We start from the raw sequence: 16,841 nt of genomic DNA, 5'->3' as shown, positions 1-16,841 counted from the left end.
GAGGACAACCGGGCCATGTGGGACGAGCGGGTGCCCCTCCACGTCGCCAGTCCCTTCTACGACCTCGCCGGCTTCCGCACCCGCCGCGACGACCTGCGCGACTTCGAGACGGCAGAGGTCGGCGACGTCACCGGCAGGACGCTCCTGCACCTGCAGTGCCACATCGGCACCGACACCCTCTCCTGGGCGCACCGGGGCGCCGCCCGCGTCGTCGGCCTGGACTTCTCCGTGCCCGCGGTGGAGGCGGCCCGCGCCCTCGCGGCCGACCTCGGCTACGGCCCCGAGCGGGCGGCCTTCGTCGCCGGCGACGTGTACGACGCTCCCGGCGCCGTGCCCGAGCCGTCGTACGACATCGTCTACACCGGGCTCGGTGCCCTGTGCTGGCTGCCGGACATCCGGCGCTGGGCGGAGACGGCGGCCTCCCTCGTCGCGCCCGGCGGCTTCCTGTACCTCGCCGAGTTCCACCCGCTCACCGAGTCCCTGGACGACGAGACCGGCACCCGGATCGTGCGGGACTACTTCGCCCGCGACGCACAGGTGTGGAACGAACCAGGCACCTACGCCGACCCGGACGCCGCCACCGTCCACAACCGCAGCGTGGAGTGGCAGCACACCCTCGGGGACGTCGTCTCCGCGCTCGCCGCCGCCGGGCTGCGCGTGGAGTTCCTGCACGAGCACGACGTCTCGCTCTTCCCGCGCTTCGCGAACTTCGAGGTCCGCGACGGCTACCACCGCTTCCCCGCGGGCCATCCGCGCGTCCCGCTGATCTACTCCCTGAAGGCGAGCAAGAGCTGACCCGGGGCCGGGGCACCGGGCCGGGCGCCGTACCGTGGAGGGCGTGTACCGGTTTCTGCTGACACCCCGCTGGTGGGGCATCAACGTCTTCGTGCTGCTCGCCATCCCGTTCTGCGTCTTCATGGGGTCGTGGCAGCTGAGCCGGTTCGAGGGGCGGGTGCAGGACCACCGCGCCGCGACCGAGCAGGCCACGTCCGACCGGACCGAGGCCGCGCGCCCGCTGGACGCCATGCTTCCCGTCGACAAGAGCACCTCGGGCCGGCGGGTCACGGCCCGCGGACACTACGGCAAGCAGCTGCTGGTGCCCGGCCGGGAGCTGGACGGCAAGCGCGGCTTCTACGTCCTCACCCTGCTGCGCACCGACTCCGGCAAGGCGCTGCCCGTGGTCCGGGGCTGGCTGCCGGGCACGGCGGACCCCGCGAAGGCTCCCGCCCCGCCCGCCGGCGAGGTCACCGTCACCGGCGCGCTCCAGGCATCCGAGACCCCGGGGGACAACGGGGTCACCGCGCAGGGCGGGCTGCCGGCCGGGCAGACGGCGGCGATCAGCTCGGCGTCGCTGGTCAACCTGGTGCCGGACCGGCTGTACGACGCGTGGGTGACGCTGGACAAGGCCGACGCCGGGATGAAGGCCGTGCCCGCGAGCGCGCCGAGCGGTACGGGGCTGGACCTGAAGGCGTTCCAGAACCTCGGCTACACCGGCGAGTGGTTCGTGTTCGCCGGGTTCGTGGTGTTCATGTGGTTCCGGCTGCTGCGGCGGGAGCTGGAGTTCCAGCGGGACGCGGCGCTGGGCCTGGTCCCGGAGGACGCGGAGCGGACACCGGTCCCGAGCGGCTGACCCGGGCCGGCGCGGCCGACCTGGGCCGGCGCCGGCCGGAAGAACCCCTGAAGGCCCGGCAGGACCCGCGCCGGCCACCGGGCCTACTGGCCCGCCAGCAGCCCCGTGTAGTACACCGTCCCCGCGCACGCCCCCGGTACCACCGCGGTCGCCGACGGTGCGCCGTCCTGCGCCGTGTGGGTGACCGCGACGCTGCCCTCGGCCGTGCCGCCCTCGGTGACCAGCTGTGCCGTGACGCCCGGCGACCCGGTGCCGGTGTCGGTCGGGCTGCCGGTGGCGCCCGCCTCCTGGGTGGGCGACGGGTCCGGTGACGGACCGCCCGTGCCGGAGCCGCCGTCGGTGCCCTCGCCGCCGGTGACGGGGCAGGTCTCGGAGGGCACGAAGGCGAACCTCTCCTCGTAGGCCGCTCCGGGCTCGAGGACCAGCGAGGCGACCTCCAGGGAGGGGTCGGGCAGGGCCGTGGCCGCCTGGTCCCCCGCGGTGTGCCGTACGGCGACGACCTTGGCCGGGTCCGCCGCGCCCTGGGCCGCGGTGGTGACGCTGCCCGGGCCGGACACCGTACAGGCCGTGCCGGAGACGTTGACGACGCGGAAGGTGCCGGAGACCACGCCCGCGGAGTCGGGGGCGTTCACGGTGCCGCTCGCGGAGCCCAGCCGGCCCGGTGAGCACGCCGGGATGCCGGCGGCCGCACTGGCCGAGGGCCCGGCGCCGCCGGGGGAGCCGGCGCGGTGGCCGTCCTTCCGGTCCTTCCCGGCGCCCTTGTCCGGCTCCTTGCCGGGCTTGGGCTTCGCGCTCCCGGTGTCCTTCTCGCCGGCCTTGCCGACGGTGCCCTTGTCCTTGCCCTGGCCGGTGCCGCCCTGGGCCTGGGAGGTCTGGCCGGCCATGGCGGTGTTGGGGTCGGAGCCGCCGGAGTTCGAGACGTGCACCAGGGCGGGGATCGCGGTGCCGATGAACAGGGCCGCCGCCGCCATGCCGACCGCCGCCTGGCGCTTGCGGGCGCGGCGGGCGGGGATCGCCCGGCGCAGGTGCTCCAGGCTGTCCCCGCGCGGCTCGATGTCCTCCACCGCCGAGTGCAGCAGGCGGCGCAGGTCCGGCTCGTCCGCGTCGAGGCCGTCCGGTGCGTCGGTGACCGGGCCGGGCCGCTCGGGGCCCGTGCCGTCGGGGCCGTGGTTCACAGTTCCGTTCCCAGCGTGCGTTGGCGTGTGCGGTTGCCCGTCGCGGTGTGCCGGCTCGTGCCAGGCGTAGGGCTCGTGACGTTCATGGGGGTCGCCCCCTTCGGCGCGGCCGCTCATGCCGGTGTCCTCATGGCCACCCGCAGCGCGGCGATGCCCCGCGAGCCGTACGCCTTCACCGAGCCGAGGGATATGCCGAGCGTCTCGGCGACCTGGGCCTCGGTCATGTCCGCGAAGTACCGCAGCACGAGCACCTCGCGCTGGCGGCGCTGGAGGCCCTTCATCGCCTTGATGAGCTCCCGGCGCTCCAGCTGGTCGTAGGCGCCCTCCTCCGCGCTCGCCATGTCGGGCATCGGCTTGGAGAGCAGCTTCAGGCCGAGGATGCGGCGGCGCAGCGTGGACCGGGAGAGGTTGACGACCGTCTGCCGCAGATAGGCGAGGGTCTTCTCGGGGTCGCGGACGCGTCTGCGGGCCGAGTGGACACGGATGAACGCCTCCTGGACGACGTCCTCGCAGGAGGCGGTGTCGTCGAGGAGGAGCGCGGCGAGACCCAGCAGCGAGCGGTAGTGCGCCCGGTAGGTCTCGGTGAGGTGGTCGACGGTGGTCCCGACGGCCTCGGCCGTCGCGGCACCCGGAGTCTCCTCGGCGCCGTCACGCTGACTGGGTATGCGGGCGGGCCGCGCTGCGGGCATGGGCGCGATCACCGGCATGCCGCCGGACGTGCGGGGCCGGAGCGCCGGACGCGGCCGCAGGGCCGCGCCGCCGGGGGCCACACTGAGTTCGAGTACCTCTGCCACGCCAGTTGGACACGTCTCCCCCCTCGGGGGTTGTACGTGCCGGGCGTCACATGTGCGACAACCGGCCGTGCCTCAAGTGCCGTCATGCGTCCCGCTCTTCCCTTATGTCCCATTTGAACGGGCGTCCCCACGCCCCGATCACGGCGTCCCCACGCCAGGATCATCACGCCCCCAGGCCCCGCAAGGGTGACCGCAAAGACGCTCCCCGCCCTCCGTACGGTTGCGGAAGGCGGGGAGAGAAATCCTCTGCTGCCAAGAGGGACGGTTCAAGGGAATTGGACCATGCTCCCGGCCACACTTCTTACGCGGCTCCTACAAACCGGTCACACCGGGCCGGTCCGCCCCGGCCGGTTCCCCGCCGGCCGGCCCGGCGAGCAACTCCGCGATCTGCACACAGTTCAGGGCGGCGCCCTTGCGCAGGTTGTCGCCGCACACGAAGAACTCCAGCGCGGCCGGATCGTCCAGGGCCCGGCGCAGCCGCCCGACCCAGGTCGGATCGGTGCCCACCACGTCGGCCGGGGTGGGGAACTCGCCGGCGGCCGGGTCGTCGCACAGCACCACGCCCGGCGCGGTCGCGAGGATCTCCCGGGCGCCGTCGACCGCGACCTCGCGCTGGAAGCGGGCGTGCACGGTCAGCGAGTGCGTGGTGACCACCGGCACCTGGACGCAGGTCACGGCGACCGGCAGCGCGGCCAGGCCGAGGACCTTGCGGGTCTCCTCGCGCACCGCCAGCTCCCGCGCCGACCAGCCGTCCGCCCGCGGCGGCCCGGCCCACGGTACGACGTTCAGCGCGACCGGCTCCGGGAACGGCCCGGTGGCGTCCCCGACGGCCCGCCTGAGGTCGCCCGGCTGTGTGCCCAGCTCGGTCCCGGCCACCAGGGCCAGCTGGGCCCGCAGGGTGTCCACCCCGGCCCGCCCGGCCCCGCTCGCCGCCTCGTACGACGACACCACCAGCTCGCGCAGGCCGTACTCGGCGTGCAGCGCGCCCAGGGCGACGATCATCGTCAGGGTGGCGCTGCCGGGGCTCGCGACGATCCCGCGCGGGCGGGAGCGCAGCGCGTGCGGATTGACCTCGGGCACCACGAGCGGCACATCCGCGTCGGCCAGGAAGGCACCGGAGCCGTCGACGACGACCGCGCCGCGCGCGGCGGCGACCGGCGCCCAGGCGGCGGCGACCTCCCCGGGAACGCCGAACAACGCGATGTCGGCCCCGTCGAAGGCGTCCTCCGACAGGGCCGTCACCTCGACCTGGGCCCCGCGCACGGTCAGCTTGCGGCCGGCCGAGCGCGCGGAGGCGATCAGCCGGATCTCGCCCCAGATGTCCGCGCGCTCGGACAGGATCCGGAGCATGACCGTGCCGACGGCCCCGGTCGCTCCCACGACCGCGAGCGTCGGCCTGCCGGTCATCGGGCCGGCCCCCGGCTCATCGGGCCGTGCTCCGGCTCATCGGCCGGTGCCTCCGTAGACGACGGCCTCGTCGGAGTCGGAGTCGAGCCCGAAGGCGGTGTGCACGGCACGGACGGCCTCGGGCACGTCGTCGGCGCGCGTGACGACCGAGATACGGATCTCGGAGGTCGAGATCAGCTCGATGTTCACACCCGCGTTGCTCAGCGCCTCGAAGAACGCGGCGGTGACGCCCGGGTTGGTCTTCATACCGGCGCCGACCAGGGAGATCTTGCCGATCTGGTCGTCGTAGCGCAGCGACTCGAAGCCGATGCCGGGACGGTTCTTCTCCAGCGCGTCGATGGCCTTGCGGCCCTCGGTCTTCGGCAGGGTGAAGGAGATGTCCGTCAGCCCCGTGGAGGCGGCGGACACGTTCTGCACGACCATGTCGATGTTGACCTCGGCATCGGCGATGGTCCGGAAGATCGCGGCGGCCTCACCCGGCTTGTCCGGCACACCGACGACCGTGATCTTGGCCTCGGAGGTGTCGTGCGCGACACCGGAGATGATGGCCTGCTCCACCTTCTTGTCCCCAATCGGCTCACTGCTGACCCACGTGCCCTGCAGTCCGCTGAACGAGGACCGGACATGGATCGGGATGTTGTAACGGCGGGCGTACTCCACACAGCGGTGGAGCAGCACCTTGGAACCGGACGAGGCCAGCTCCAGCATGTCCTCGAAGGAGATCCAGTCGATCTTGCGGGCCTTCTTCACCACCCGCGGGTCGGCGGTGAACACGCCGTCGACGTCGGTGTAGATCTCGCAGACCTCGGCGTCGAGCGCGGCGGCGAGCGCCACGGCCGTCGTGTCGGACCCGCCGCGCCCCAGCGTGGTGATGTCCTTCTTGTCCTGGCTGACGCCCTGGAACCCGGCGACGATCGCGATGTTGCCCTCGTCCAGCGCGGTGCGGATCCGGCCCGGCGTGACGTCGATGATCCGGGCTTTGTTGTGGACCGAGTCGGTGATCACGCCCGCCTGGCTGCCCGTGAACGACTGGGCCTCGTGGCCCAGGTTTTTGATCGCCATCGCCAGCAGGGCCATGGAGATCCGCTCTCCGGCGGTCAGCAGCATGTCGAACTCCCGCCCGGCAGGCATCGGAGACACCTGCTCGGCGAGATCGATCAGCTCGTCCGTCGTGTCGCCCATCGCGGAAACGACGACGACAACCTGGTTGCCGTTCTTCTTCGCTTCCACGATCCGCTTGGCGACGCGCTTGATGCCCTCGGCATCGGCTACGGAGGAGCCTCCGTACTTCTGCACGACAAGGCCCACGTGCGCTCCTCGCTCGGTTCGTTTATGTCGGCTCAGTCTATCGAGCGTCCGAATTCCACCCACCTGCTCCCGCATGGTGAGACATCGTCCGCCCAGGTCCGACCCTGCCCAGCGGGCCGCGCAGCACTCCGAAAGTGCCCTGGCTCACAGGGCAGCCGCCCGGTCCGCTACTTCGCCGGGCGGATGCCCAGCGGCGCGCCGATCTCCTCGGCCATGACCCGGCCCGCCTCGAACTCCAGCGTCTCGTCGCCGATGTCGGCCTGGTCGGTGTCCAGGCCGTCCAGCTCCTCCAGCGGCTGGTTCAGCCGGACGTGGATGAGGACGGACTGCAGCGCGCGCAGCACCGCCGAGGCCGTCGCCCCCCAGTTGGAGAAGTACGAGAACTGCCACCACCACAGCGCCTCGGTGGCGCGGCCCGCGCGGTAGTGGGCCATGCCGTGCCTGAGGTCGGTGATGATGTCGGCGAGGTCGTCGGAGATCCGGGCCGGCACGGGCGCCTTGCGGGGCTCGTACGGGTCGAAGACCTCCGAGTAGACGTCGACCGGGTCCAGCAGCCGGGCGAAGTTCTCGCGCAGCCCGTCCACGTCCGGCTCGGGGCCCGGGTCGGGCTCGTAGCGCTCGTCGGGGACGAAGTCCTCGTGGGCGCCCAGCCGGCCGCCGGCGAGCAGCAGCTGGGAGACCTCCAGGAGGAGGAAGGGGACCGCCGAGCCCGGCTCGTCGCCCCTGGCCACCTCCGTGACGGCCACCAGGAAGCTCTCCACCTGGTCCGCGATCTGCACCGCGAAGTCGTCCGGGTTCTGCGTCGTGGCATGCAGCGTGGCGTCAGACATCCAGCAATCGTCTCCCCTCGAAGGCGCGGCCGAGGGTCACCTCGTCCGCGTACTCCAGGTCGCCACCCACCGGGAGGCCGCTGGCCAGGCGGGTGACCTTCAGGCCCATGGGCTTGATCATGCGGGCGAGGTACGTGGCCGTCGCCTCGCCCTCCAGATTCGGGTCCGTCGCCAGGATCAGCTCCGTGACCGTCCCATCGGCCAACCGCGCGAGAAGTTCCCGTATACGCAGGTCGTCGGGTCCGACGCCCTCGATGGGGCTGATCGCGCCGCCGAGTACGTGGTAGCGGCCCCGGAACTCGCGGGTGCGCTCGATCGCGACGACGTCCTTGGGCTCCTCCACCACACAGATGACGGCGGGGTCGCGGCGCGGGTCGCGGCAGATGCCGCACAGTTCCTCCTGCGCCACGTTGCCGCAGGTCGCGCAGAAGCGGACCTTCGCCTTGACCTCCATCAGGGCGTGCGCGAGCCGCTTCACGTCGGCCGGCTCCGCCTGGAGGATGTGGAAGGCGATCCGCTGCGCGCTCTTGGGACCGACGCCGGGCAGCCGCCCCAGTTCGTCGATGAGGTCCTGGACCACGCCTTCGTACAACGGACTGCCCTTCCTGGAGACCTTTCGGTACGTACGGTAGTCGGCTTCCTCCTCCGCCCGGAAGGCGGTGCGGGGAAGCGGGTCAGAACGGCAGGCCCGGGATGCCGCTGCCGCCGCCCAGCCCCTGGGCCAGCGGGCCGAGCTTCTGCTGCTGGAGCGTCTGCGCGTTCTGGTTGGCCGCCTGGACGGCCGCCACGATCAGGTCGGCGAGGGTCTCGGTGTCCTCCGGGTCCACCGCCTTCGGGTCGATCTTCAGCGCGCGCAGCTCGCCGGCGCCGGTGACGGTGGCCTTCACCAGGCCGCCGCCCGCCTGCCCGTCGACCTCGGTGTTCGCCAGTTCCTCCTGCGCGCGCGCCAGGTCCTGCTGCATCTTCTGGGCCTGCTGGAGCAACTGCTGCATGTTGGGCTGGCCACCGGGGATCACGATCAGCTCCTCGCCGTCTTCGTTGTCGTCTCCGACGTTTTTCTCAGTCGTCAATGAGCCTACGTGGTCCACGCGGTCCCTGCCCTGCCACTCTTTCGGGTGAGAAAGGCGGCTGTCCTATACCTGATCAAGGCCCTCTTCCGAGCGGAAAAACGGGGAAACCTCCCTCTCCGTCATCCGTTGGGCGGTAGGAAGGTGGCCGCGCGTCGGCATGGAATGTCACGCAACGCGACCGGTCGTGATCAGTAGGGAGTGCCGGGTGGGTCAGCCGGAGATGCAGCCCGAGGGTCCGCCTCAGGACGGGCGGGGCGAGGGTGCGGCCGGGCTGCGGCCGGGCGATCTGACCGGGCGGACGTTTCCGCTCGGGGACTGGGGCGAACCGGCCGAGCGGCTGGACGAGCTGTACCGGTGGGTGGAGCGCCGGGGGCTGGAGACGGCCGACTGGTATCTGCGGGACCGGCTCTGGAAGCGGCGCGGGGCGCGCGCGCTGCGGATCACGGTGGCGGCCGGGGCGGTGGCCGGGGCGGCGCTGCCGCTGCTGGACCTCACCGGGGTGGCCGCCGGGGTGGCGCCCTGGGGCTGTCTGGCGCTGCTGCTCGCGGGCGCCGGCGTCGGCGTCGACCGGTTCTTCGGGTGCACGTCCGGCTGGATGCGGGACGTGGCCACGGCCCAGGCGGTGCAGCGGCGGCTCCAGGTCCTGCAGTTCGACTGGGCGTCGGAGAGCGTCCGGGAGGTGCTGGGCCCGGCGGAGGGCACCGCGAGCGAGGCGGCCGAACGGTGCCTGACGGTGCTGCGGCGCTTCTGCGAGGACATCGCGGAGCTGGTGCGCACGGAGACCACCGACTGGATGGTGCAGTTCCGCACGGGCCCGGCCCCGCTGGGCATCCAGACGGCGTCGGCCACGGTGCCCCGGCAGGAGGCGGGCGCCGCGGGCGGGGCGCGTTTCCCGCTGCCCCCGGCGAACGGAAACCGCCCGAACATGCCGAGACAGCGCCCCCCGGAACCCCGCTGACGGTCAGTCCTTGCTGTAGGTCAGGCTCTCCCCGCCGCTCGCCTTGGTCCGCTCGAGCCTGCCGTCCGGCAGCAGGGTGACCTCGGTGGCCTCGCCCGGGGTGCAGGAGGAGGCCGGTTCCCCGGTGGTGACGGTGGACGGCCCGATCTCCAGCGGCCCGTCCCCGCCGGGTGCTCCGGTCAGCTCGGCCTCGAAGACACAGTGGTACGACCCGCCGCCCTCGGTCGGCCCGTCCGCGACCAGGGTCAGCACGGTGTCCCCCACCTCGCCCTGCCGGATGGTCAGTTCGCGGGTGCCCGTGCCGCTCTCGCTGCTGATGGCGGCACGCCAGGTGCCCAGGTAGGCGTCGGGTATCGCCCCGGCGGCCGACGTCTTGGAGGCGGTCGGGGTGGGCGCGGCGGAGGTGGGGGGCGCCGCCGAGCCGTCCGGGGGCGCGGAGCGGTGCGCGGGGGCCGTACCGGCGGTGCCGCCGGCCCTCTCCCCGGTACTGCCGTTCTTCATCAGCGCGTACACCGAGCCGCCCGCGCCCACCGCCACGACCAGCGCGATGACGACGAGCAGCGCGGTGGACCGGCCGCTGCGCCGCTCCGGCTCCTCCGGCCCGCCGGGGTCCGGGGGACCGTACGGCGGTGTGGCCCCGGGTCCGCCGGCATACGGACCGTACGGCTGCCGCACCCCGCCCCAGGCGCCGGTGCCGGCGCCGGTCTGCTGCGGATAGCCGTAGCCGGTGGGGTGCGGCTGTGGCTGCGGGTACGACCCCGGATACGGCTCCGGTGGCGGGGTGCCGTACGCCGGGCCGAAGCCGTGCGGTGCCGGGGGTGCGGCGGGCGGCGGCGGAACGTGCGGAGACAGGGCGCCGGGCAGGTGGTCGACGGGCGCGGGGGCTCCGCCGTCGGAGACAGGGGCGTGCTCGGGGGACCCGTTGGCCGCCATGAAGGAGACACCGGCCCCGTGGGGCGCGACGGACTCGCGTGAGACACCGGCGCCGTGAGCCCCATAGGACCCGTGCGCCCCGGACTCCTGTGAGGCACCGGACGACCCGTGGGACGTAGCCGCTCCGCCGAGCGCGTCGGCGTCCGCCGGCGTCCCGGTTCCGTTCGCGTGCGCGGCCGTCCCCGCCGTCGGCGCTCCCCCGCCGTCCTCCGGATGCTCCGCCTCCAGCAGCCGTACGGCGTGCCGGCCGAGCTGGGCCACCAGGGCGCTGGGCAGCCAGGGGTCGCGGGAGCGGCCCCCGGTCACCGTGTCCTCCATCCCGGTGCGCTCCAGGATCTCCGCCGGCGAGGGGCGGCTCGCCGGGTCCTTGCGCAGGCAGTCCCGTACGAGGTCGGCGATCCCCTCCGGCACCCCGCTCAGGTCCGGCTCCTCCTGGGCGATGCGGAACATCAGCGCGTGGACCCCGCTGTCGGCGGTCCCGAAGGGCAGCGACCCGGTGGCCGCGAAGGCGAGCACCGAGCCGAGGCAGAACACGTCGCACGCGGGCGTGATCCGGTCCCCGCGCACCTGCTCGGGCGCCATGAAGCCGGGCGAGCCGACCAGCGCCCCGGTGCGGGTGAGGCCCTCCTCGCCCGGCGCCGCCGTCTCCAGCGCCCGCGCGATCCCGAAGTCGATCACGCGCGGCCCGTCGATGGTGACCAGCACGTTGGACGGCTTGAGATCGCGGTGCACGAGCCCGGCCGCGTGGATGTCCGCCAGCGCCTGCGCGAGCCCCGCCGCCAGGATCCGTACCGACCGCTCGGGCAGCGCCCCGTGGTCGTGCCCGACGACCTGTTGCAGGCTCGGCCCGGCCACGTACCCGGTCGCCACCCACGGCACCGCTGCCTCGGTGTCCGCGTCCAGCACCGGCGCGGTCCAGTACCCGCCGACCCGGCGCGCGGCGTGCACCTCCTGCCGGAACCGCGCCCGGAATTCCTCCCGCTCGGCCAGTTCCGCGCGGACCAGCTTCACGGCGACGGTCCGGCCCCGGTCCGACCGGGCCAGGTACACCTGCCCCATGCCGCCCGCGCCGAGCCGTGCCAGCAGCCGGTAGGCCCCGATCGCCGGCGGATCCCCCGGCCCCAGCTTCTCCATCCCCGCGCCGCCTTCCCCCCATAGGTCTGCAACGCCCCGACAATAGTGCGCCGGTACGGCACCGGGTCCGGTACGGATTCCACGGTTCCGTAACAGGGGCCGGCGGCACCGGAAACCGGCCACACCGGACGCCACCGGAAACACGCCATCCGCTCCCTCGACCCCCGCCCGTCGACAACCTGTCGCGGATTCCCCCCGTCCACGGAACAAGACGCCGATATGCCTTCCGCATCGCGGACATTTACGCTCACCGGCATGACCCCTCAGCCCAGCCCCGAAGCCGGCGCCGCAGTGAAGGCCGCCGACCGCGCGCACGTCTTCCACTCCTGGTCCGCGCAGGACCTCATCGACCCGCTCGCCGTCGCCGGCGCCGAGGGGTCGTACTTCTGGGACTACGACGGCACGCGCTACCTGGACTTCACCAGCGGGCTCGTCTTCACCAACATCGGCTACCAGCACCCCAAGGTCGTCGCGGCGATCCAGGAGCAGGCCGCGAAGCTGACCACGTTCGCGCCCGCGTTCGCCGTCGAGGCCCGCTCGGAGGCGGCCCGGCTGATCGCCGAGCGGACCCCCGGCGACCTGGACAAGATCTTCTTCACCAACGGCGGCGCGGACGCCGTGGAGCACGCGGTGCGCATGGCCCGGCTGCACACCGGCCGCCCGAAGGTGCTCTCGGCGTACCGCTCGTACCACGGCGGCACCCAGCAGGCGGTGAACATCACCGGTGACCCGCGCCGCTGGGCGAACGACAGCGGCTCGAACGGGGTCGCCCGGTTCTGGGCGCCGTTCCTCTACCGCTCCCGCTTCTACGCCGAGACCGAGGAGCAGGAGTGCGCCCGGGCGCTGGAGCACCTGGAGACGACGATCGCCTTCGAGGGCCCGGGGACCATCGCCGCGATCATCCTGGAGACCATCCCGGGCACCGCCGGGATCATGGTGCCGCCGCCCGGCTACCTGGCCGGCGTGCGCGAGCTGTGCGACAAGTACGGGATCGTCTTCATCCTGGACGAGGTCATGGCCGGCTTCGGCCGGACCGGCGAGTGGTTCGCGGCCGACCTGTTCGGTGTCGTCCCCGACCTGATGACCTTCGCCAAGGGGGTGAACTCCGGTTACGTGCCCCTCGGCGGTGTCGCCATCTCCCAGGAGATCGCCGCGACCTTCGGCAAGCGCCCCTACCCCGGCGGCCTCACCTACTCCGGTCACCCGCTGGCCTGCGCCGCCGCCGTCGCCACGATCGGCGTGATGGCGGAGGAGGGCATCGTGGAGAACGCCAAGCGGCTCGGCGAGAGCGTCGTCGGCCCCGGCCTCGCCGAGCTGGCCGCCCGCCACCCGAGCGTCGGCGAGGTGCGCGGCGTGGGCATGTTCTGGGCGCTGGAGCTGGTGCGCAGCCGGGAGACCCGCGAGCCGCTGGTGCCGTACAACGCGACCGGCGAGGCGAACGCCCCCATGGCCGCCTTCACCGCCGCCGCCAAGCGGCACGGCCTGTGGCCGTTCGTGAACATGAACCGCACCCACATCGCCCCGCCGTGCACCGCGACCGAGGCCGAACTGAAGGAGGGGCTGGCCGCGCTCGACGCCGCGCTGACCGCCGCCGACGAACACACCGTGTGATCACAACTGCCGCGACACCTGTTCGAACGCGTAAGGTGACGTGCTCGTAAGGAAGAGGGACCCGCGGCTTTCGCGGGTCCGTACGAGCACCGCATCCGGACGTGTGAGGAGAGGCACGGAGCATGCCCGGCAACGGCCCCGTGACGCGCAGCACCCTGCGCCAGCAGATCGCGGACGCGCTCCGTGACGAGGTGCTGGCGGGACGGCTGCGCCCGGGCCGGGCGTTCACCGTCAAGGAGATAGCCGACCAGTACGGCGTCTCCGCGACACCGGTCCGCGAGGCGCTGGTCGACCTGTCCGCGCAGGGCATCCTGGAGGCCGACCAGCACCGCGGCTTCCGGGTGCCCGAGTACTCGGTCGGCGACTACCGGCACATGGTCGAGGCCCGCGGCCTGGTCACCGACGGCATGTTCCGGGCGCTCACCGCGGACCACCCCGCCTTCCGCACCCCGCCGGAGGACCCCCGCACGGGCGCGGCCCTGGCCACCGTGCGGCGCCGCGGCGAGGAGGCCCAGCGGGCGGCCACGGCGGGCGACCTGACCGTTCTCATCGGCTACGACCTGCGCTTCTGGCGCGAGTTGAGCGCCCTGTTCGGCAATCCCTACCTCGGGGACTTCCTGCACCGGCTGCGCGTGCAGTCCTGGGTGTGCGCGGTGCAGTACCTGCTGCGCCTGCCCGAGCTGCGCGGCCGGCTCTGGGACCGGCACACCGAACTGGTCGACGCGCTGGCCCGGCGCGAGGCGGAGACGGCCCGCGCGATCGTCGCCGACGCGAGCGCGCACTCGCTGGCACTGCTGGAACACCTGGCGGGCGGGTAGACGACCGATACGGGCCCCACGGGGGAGCGTCCCCGGGCCTCAGCGACTACCCTTCCCTGACCACCCGCCGCCGCGCGTGACGGCGCGCCCGCCGATGCGAGGAGCCCTCTTTGGCCTGTGACCTGTGGCTGGTACCACTCGTGGACGTGTTGTGCCACACCCCGGACAACCCCTTCGCCGAGGAACTCGCGCAGTACGACAAGGCGCTGGCCGAGGCCGGTCTGCCGCCGGTGCCGGTGTACCAGTACATGCCCGGCCTGTCCGGCGACGTCGCCCCGGTCGCCGGTTTCGACTACGACGCCCTGCACTTCCTGCGCCGGGCCTACCTGCTCCAGGTCTGCGGCCTGCCGGTGACGCCGGTGGACGAACTGGGCGGCGACTACGAGCAGTTGCTGGAGATGTTCGAGTCGACGGCCCAGCAGTCACACCTGGTCTGGCACTACGACCACGCGGGCGCCTACGTCCCCGTGGACTTCCCGCACCCGCTCTCCAACGACGAACTCCTCGCGGGTGGCGGCCCCTTGGGTTCCTCCCAGACCCTGCTGCGGGAACTCCAGTACGTGGCCCCCGTGATCGGCATCGACCCGGCCAACCCCCCGGCCGCCCCCGCCCCGCCCCCGGCCCCCACGGAACTGGAGGAACCGGCGGTCCCGGCCCCCTACGACCCCAGCCCCTTCGCCCGCGAACGCCACGTCTGGCTGGGCCTCCACACAGCGGCGACCCGCTCCCTGGCGCAGGGCTCGATGATCGTGTTCAGCTGAGCCGCAGGGAAGAGCCCGGAAAAGAAAGACACCCTGCCGGCCGGACCGGCAGGGCGTCCCCTGAGGGGGGGCTCGTTCTACAGGAACGAGTTGATCTCGATCGTCTCGTCGCGGCCCGGGCCCACGCCGATCGCGGAGATCGGGGCGCCCGACATCTCCTCCAGTGCCTTGACGTACGCCTGGGCGTTCTTCGGCAGGTCGGAGAAGGTCTTGGCCTTGCTGATGTCCTCGGACCAGCCCGGCAGCATCTCGTAGACGGGCTTCGCGTGGTGGAAGTCGGTCTGGGAGTAGGGCAGCTCCTCGACCCGCTTGCCGTCGATCTCGTAGGCGACGCAGACCGGGATCTGCTCCCAGCCGGTGAGCACGTCCAGCTTGGTGAGGAAGAAGTCGGTCAGGCCGTTGACGCGGGTGGCGTAGCGGGCGATGACCGCGTCGAACCAGCCGCAGCGGCGGTCCCGGCCGGTGGTGACGCCCCGCTCGCCGCCGATGCGGCGCAGCGCCTCGCCGTCCTCGTCGAACAGCTCCGTCGGGAACGGGCCCGCGCCGACACGGGTCGTGTAGGCCTTCAGGATGCCGATCACCCGGCTGATCTTCGTCGGGCCCACGCCCGCGCCCGTGCAGGCGCCGCCCGCGGTCGGGTTCGAGGAGGTGACGAAGGGGTACGTGCCGTGGTCGATGTCCAGCAGCGTGCCCTGGCCGCCCTCGAAGAGCACGACCTTGTCGTCCTCCAGGGCCTGGTTCAGGATCAGCACCGTGTCGGCGACGTACGGCCGGATCTGCTCGGCGTAGCCCAGCAGCTCCTCGACCACCTGGTCCGCGGCGATCGCGCGCCGGTTGTACAGCTTCGTCAGGATCTGGTTCTTGACGTCGAGGGCCGCCTCCACCTTCTGCTGGAGGATCGACTCGTCGTACAGGTCCTGGACCCGGATGCCCACGCGGTTGATCTTGTCGGCGTAGGTCGGGCCGATGCCGCGGCCGGTCGTACCGATCTTGCGCTTGCCGAGGAAGCGTTCCGTCACCTTGTCGACGGTCACGTTGTACGGCGTGATGATGTGCGCGTTACCGCTGATCAGGAGCTTGGACGTGTCGACGCCACGCTCGTTCAGACCGCTCAGCTCGGAGAGCAGGACCGACGGGTCGACGACGACACCGTTGCCGATGACCGGCGTACAGCCGGGCGACAGGATTCCGGAAGGGAGGAGGTGCAGTGCGTACTTCTGGTCGCCCACGACGACCGTGTGGCCGGCGTTGTTGCCACCCTGGTAACGCACCACGTAATCGACGGAACCACCGAGGAGATCCGTCGCCTTTCCCTTGCCTTCGTCACCCCACTGAGCACCGAGCAGCACAAGTGCGGGCACGCGCGTACACCCCTTCCGGGCGGGGCATGTCCAAGGTCGGGGGCATGGGCGTAACGTTCACCGCCGCGTACCACCGCGACCGTCGTTGGTCGCACAACCGTCGGACCGGATGCCCCGGAATAGACGAAGCCCCTGGCGCAATAGCGCAAGGGGCTCTTGCACAAAGATGCTACCCGAGGAAGCGAGGCAGGACCGAGGTGGCGACTTCCGCGACGTCCGATCAGCTGCTGGTGATCATCGATCCGGCGGCACGACAGGCGGACGGGGAGTCCGTACGGATCGCGAAAGACGTGCTCAGCGCGGGTGCGCCGGCCAAGCTGTGCCTGCCGGACGGCCCGGAGGAATTCGCCCGCGCCCTGGCCCGCAGGGGGTCGCGGCGGCCGGTCGTGGTGGGGGACGGCCGGGCGCTGACCCGGGCCGTCACCCTGCTGCACCGGCGGGGTGAGCTGGGCGGATGCGCGCTGTCCGTGGTGCCGGTCGGGGACACGGCGCTCGCCGAGTCGCTCGGGGTGCCCGGCGGCGCGGTGGCGGCGGCACGGGCGGTCCTGGACGGCGTGGAGCGGCGGCTGGACCTGCTGGTCGACGACGGGGACGGCGTGGTCCTGGGCGCGCTGCGCATCCCGCCGGTGCCGGTGCGGGCGGGCGCCGCCTCCCCGGTGCCGCTCTCCTCGGGCCGGCCCTGGTACCGCTCGCTGGTCCGCACGCTCGCCGCCCGCCCGGCCCGGCTGTCCGCCGTGCCCGCCCCGCACGCGGCCCGGCTGCGGGTGGAGGTCGACGGACGGCCGGTGGTCGACACGGACCAGCCGGTGGAGGCGGTGTCGGTGACGCCGGGCGCGGCCGGGGTGGCCTCGGTGGAGGTCCGGCCGCTGTCGGTGGGCGCGGAGGCGACCCCGCTGCTGGCCTCCGGGCACACGGTGACGGTCACCGGGGCGGAGTTCCGCTACCGCGCGGACGCGGCGGTGTCCGGGCCGGTGCGCCGGCGGACCTGGCGGGTGGTGGAGGGCGCCTGGGGCCTCGTCCTGCCCGCCGGCCACTGAATCCCGCGGGGGAC

The 16,841-nt window shown here is 72.9% G+C and carries 16 protein-coding genes; 7 read left to right on the top strand and 9 right to left on the bottom strand.

The genetic code is table 11. The features are described 5' to 3' along the window. The first annotated feature begins 15 nt into the window (after positions 1–15). On the top strand, positions 16–795 hold the full coding sequence (locus tag HB370_RS21890; RefSeq protein WP_037702903.1) for a class I SAM-dependent methyltransferase: 780 nt from the start codon (positions 16–18) through the stop codon (positions 793–795). A gap of 43 nt (positions 796–838) precedes the next feature. Further along, complete coding sequence (locus HB370_RS21885; protein WP_208974426.1) at positions 839–1,630, top strand: SURF1 family protein; 792 nt, start codon at positions 839–841, stop codon at positions 1,628–1,630. Between the two features lie 83 nt (positions 1,631–1,713). Here the strand turns inward: HB370_RS21885 and HB370_RS21880 are convergent, their stop codons facing one another. The 7 genes from HB370_RS21880 to HB370_RS21850 all read right to left on the bottom strand — a co-directional run bounded on the left by HB370_RS21880 (position 1,714) and on the right by HB370_RS21850 (position 8,160). Then, the gene (locus HB370_RS21880; RefSeq protein ID WP_030790927.1) at positions 1,714–2,805 is read right to left on the bottom strand and encodes a hypothetical protein; all 1,092 of its coding nucleotides are present in this window, start codon (positions 2,803–2,805) and stop codon (positions 1,714–1,716) included. A gap of 113 nt (positions 2,806–2,918) precedes the next feature. Then, positions 2,919–3,599: a SigE family RNA polymerase sigma factor gene (locus HB370_RS21875; protein WP_078637745.1), complete on the bottom strand. Its 681-nt coding sequence runs from the start codon at positions 3,597–3,599 to the stop codon at positions 2,919–2,921. A gap of 312 nt (positions 3,600–3,911) precedes the next feature. Next, a complete protein-coding gene (locus HB370_RS21870) occupies positions 3,912–5,006 on the bottom strand; it encodes an aspartate-semialdehyde dehydrogenase (RefSeq protein WP_051816097.1) in 1,095 nt (364 codons plus the stop codon). A 36-nt stretch (positions 5,007–5,042) separates the two neighbouring features. Next, positions 5,043–6,314 carry an aspartate kinase gene (locus HB370_RS21865; protein ID WP_030790921.1) on the bottom strand — a complete coding sequence of 424 codons (1,272 nt, stop codon included), beginning with the start codon at positions 6,312–6,314 and terminating at the stop codon, positions 5,043–5,045. A 167-nt stretch (positions 6,315–6,481) separates the two neighbouring features. Next, positions 6,482–7,144 (bottom strand): DUF5063 domain-containing protein, encoded by a 663-nt coding sequence (locus HB370_RS21860; RefSeq protein ID WP_030790918.1) that lies wholly within the window; start codon positions 7,142–7,144, stop codon positions 6,482–6,484. Next, positions 7,137–7,736, bottom strand: a complete 600-nt coding sequence (gene recR, locus HB370_RS21855) for a recombination mediator RecR (protein ID WP_030790916.1) — start codon at positions 7,734–7,736, stop codon at positions 7,137–7,139. Before recR ends, HB370_RS21860 begins: the two co-directional genes overlap by 8 nt. Before the next feature lie 82 nt (positions 7,737–7,818). Continuing rightward, positions 7,819–8,160: a YbaB/EbfC family nucleoid-associated protein gene (locus tag HB370_RS21850; RefSeq protein WP_030790914.1), complete on the bottom strand. Its 342-nt coding sequence runs from the start codon at positions 8,158–8,160 to the stop codon at positions 7,819–7,821. Positions 8,161–8,419: 259 nt separating this feature from the next. Here HB370_RS21850 and HB370_RS21845 point away from each other — a divergent pair, with 259 nt between their 5' ends. Then, positions 8,420–9,172 carry an SLATT domain-containing protein gene (locus tag HB370_RS21845; protein WP_030790911.1) on the top strand — a complete coding sequence of 251 codons (753 nt, stop codon included), beginning with the start codon at positions 8,420–8,422 and terminating at the stop codon, positions 9,170–9,172. Positions 9,173–9,175: 3 nt separating this feature from the next. Here the strand turns inward: HB370_RS21845 and HB370_RS21840 are convergent, their stop codons facing one another. After that, positions 9,176–11,239 (bottom strand): serine/threonine-protein kinase, encoded by a 2,064-nt coding sequence (locus HB370_RS21840; protein WP_030790908.1) that lies wholly within the window; start codon positions 11,237–11,239, stop codon positions 9,176–9,178. A gap of 255 nt (positions 11,240–11,494) precedes the next feature. On the opposite strand from HB370_RS21840, the gene HB370_RS21835 reads away from it, so the two are divergent. The 3 genes from HB370_RS21835 to HB370_RS21825 all read left to right on the top strand — a co-directional run bounded on the left by HB370_RS21835 (position 11,495) and on the right by HB370_RS21825 (position 14,429). Next, positions 11,495–12,850, top strand: a complete 1,356-nt coding sequence (locus HB370_RS21835; protein ID WP_030790905.1) for an aspartate aminotransferase family protein — start codon at positions 11,495–11,497, stop codon at positions 12,848–12,850. Between the two features lie 122 nt (positions 12,851–12,972). Further along, positions 12,973–13,668 (top strand): GntR family transcriptional regulator, encoded by a 696-nt coding sequence (locus tag HB370_RS21830; RefSeq protein WP_030790903.1) that lies wholly within the window; start codon positions 12,973–12,975, stop codon positions 13,666–13,668. Between the two features lie 110 nt (positions 13,669–13,778). After that, the gene (locus tag HB370_RS21825) at positions 13,779–14,429 is read left to right on the top strand and encodes a hypothetical protein (protein WP_030790901.1); all 651 of its coding nucleotides are present in this window, start codon (positions 13,779–13,781) and stop codon (positions 14,427–14,429) included. Between the two features lie 77 nt (positions 14,430–14,506). Here HB370_RS21825 and HB370_RS21820 read toward each other — a convergent pair whose 3' ends face one another. Next, the gene (locus HB370_RS21820; protein WP_030790899.1) at positions 14,507–15,790 is read right to left on the bottom strand and encodes an adenylosuccinate synthase; all 1,284 of its coding nucleotides are present in this window, start codon (positions 15,788–15,790) and stop codon (positions 14,507–14,509) included. A 197-nt stretch (positions 15,791–15,987) separates the two neighbouring features. Between HB370_RS21820 and HB370_RS21815 the strand changes: the two genes are divergently transcribed. Then, positions 15,988–16,827 (top strand): hypothetical protein, encoded by an 840-nt coding sequence (locus HB370_RS21815; RefSeq protein WP_030790897.1) that lies wholly within the window; start codon positions 15,988–15,990, stop codon positions 16,825–16,827. Positions 16,828–16,841 lie beyond the last annotated feature (14 nt).

It is taken from the genome of Streptomyces sp. DSM 40868 (assembly GCF_011820545.1).
GTDB lineage: Bacteria > Actinomycetota > Actinomycetes > Streptomycetales > Streptomycetaceae > Streptomyces > Streptomyces eurythermus.
This window is presented reverse-complemented; position numbering and strand designations above follow the sequence as displayed.

Excerpts from the sequence above, each read along its gene's own strand:
- HB370_RS21890 (WP_037702903.1), top strand. The coding sequence starts at position 16 with ATGTGGGACGAGCGGGTGCCCCTCCACGTCGCCAGTCCCTTCTACGAC.
- HB370_RS21870 (WP_051816097.1), bottom strand. The coding sequence starts at position 5,006 with ATGACCGGCAGGCCGACGCTCGCGGTCGTGGGAGCGACCGGGGCCGTC.
- HB370_RS21860 (WP_030790918.1), bottom strand. The coding sequence starts at position 7,144 with ATGTCTGACGCCACGCTGCATGCCACGACGCAGAACCCGGACGACTTC.
- HB370_RS21840 (WP_030790908.1), bottom strand. The coding sequence starts at position 11,239 with ATGGAGAAGCTGGGGCCGGGGGATCCGCCGGCGATCGGGGCCTACCGG.
- HB370_RS21835 (WP_030790905.1), top strand. The coding sequence starts at position 11,495 with ATGACCCCTCAGCCCAGCCCCGAAGCCGGCGCCGCAGTGAAGGCCGCC.
- HB370_RS21830 (WP_030790903.1), top strand. The coding sequence starts at position 12,973 with ATGCCCGGCAACGGCCCCGTGACGCGCAGCACCCTGCGCCAGCAGATC.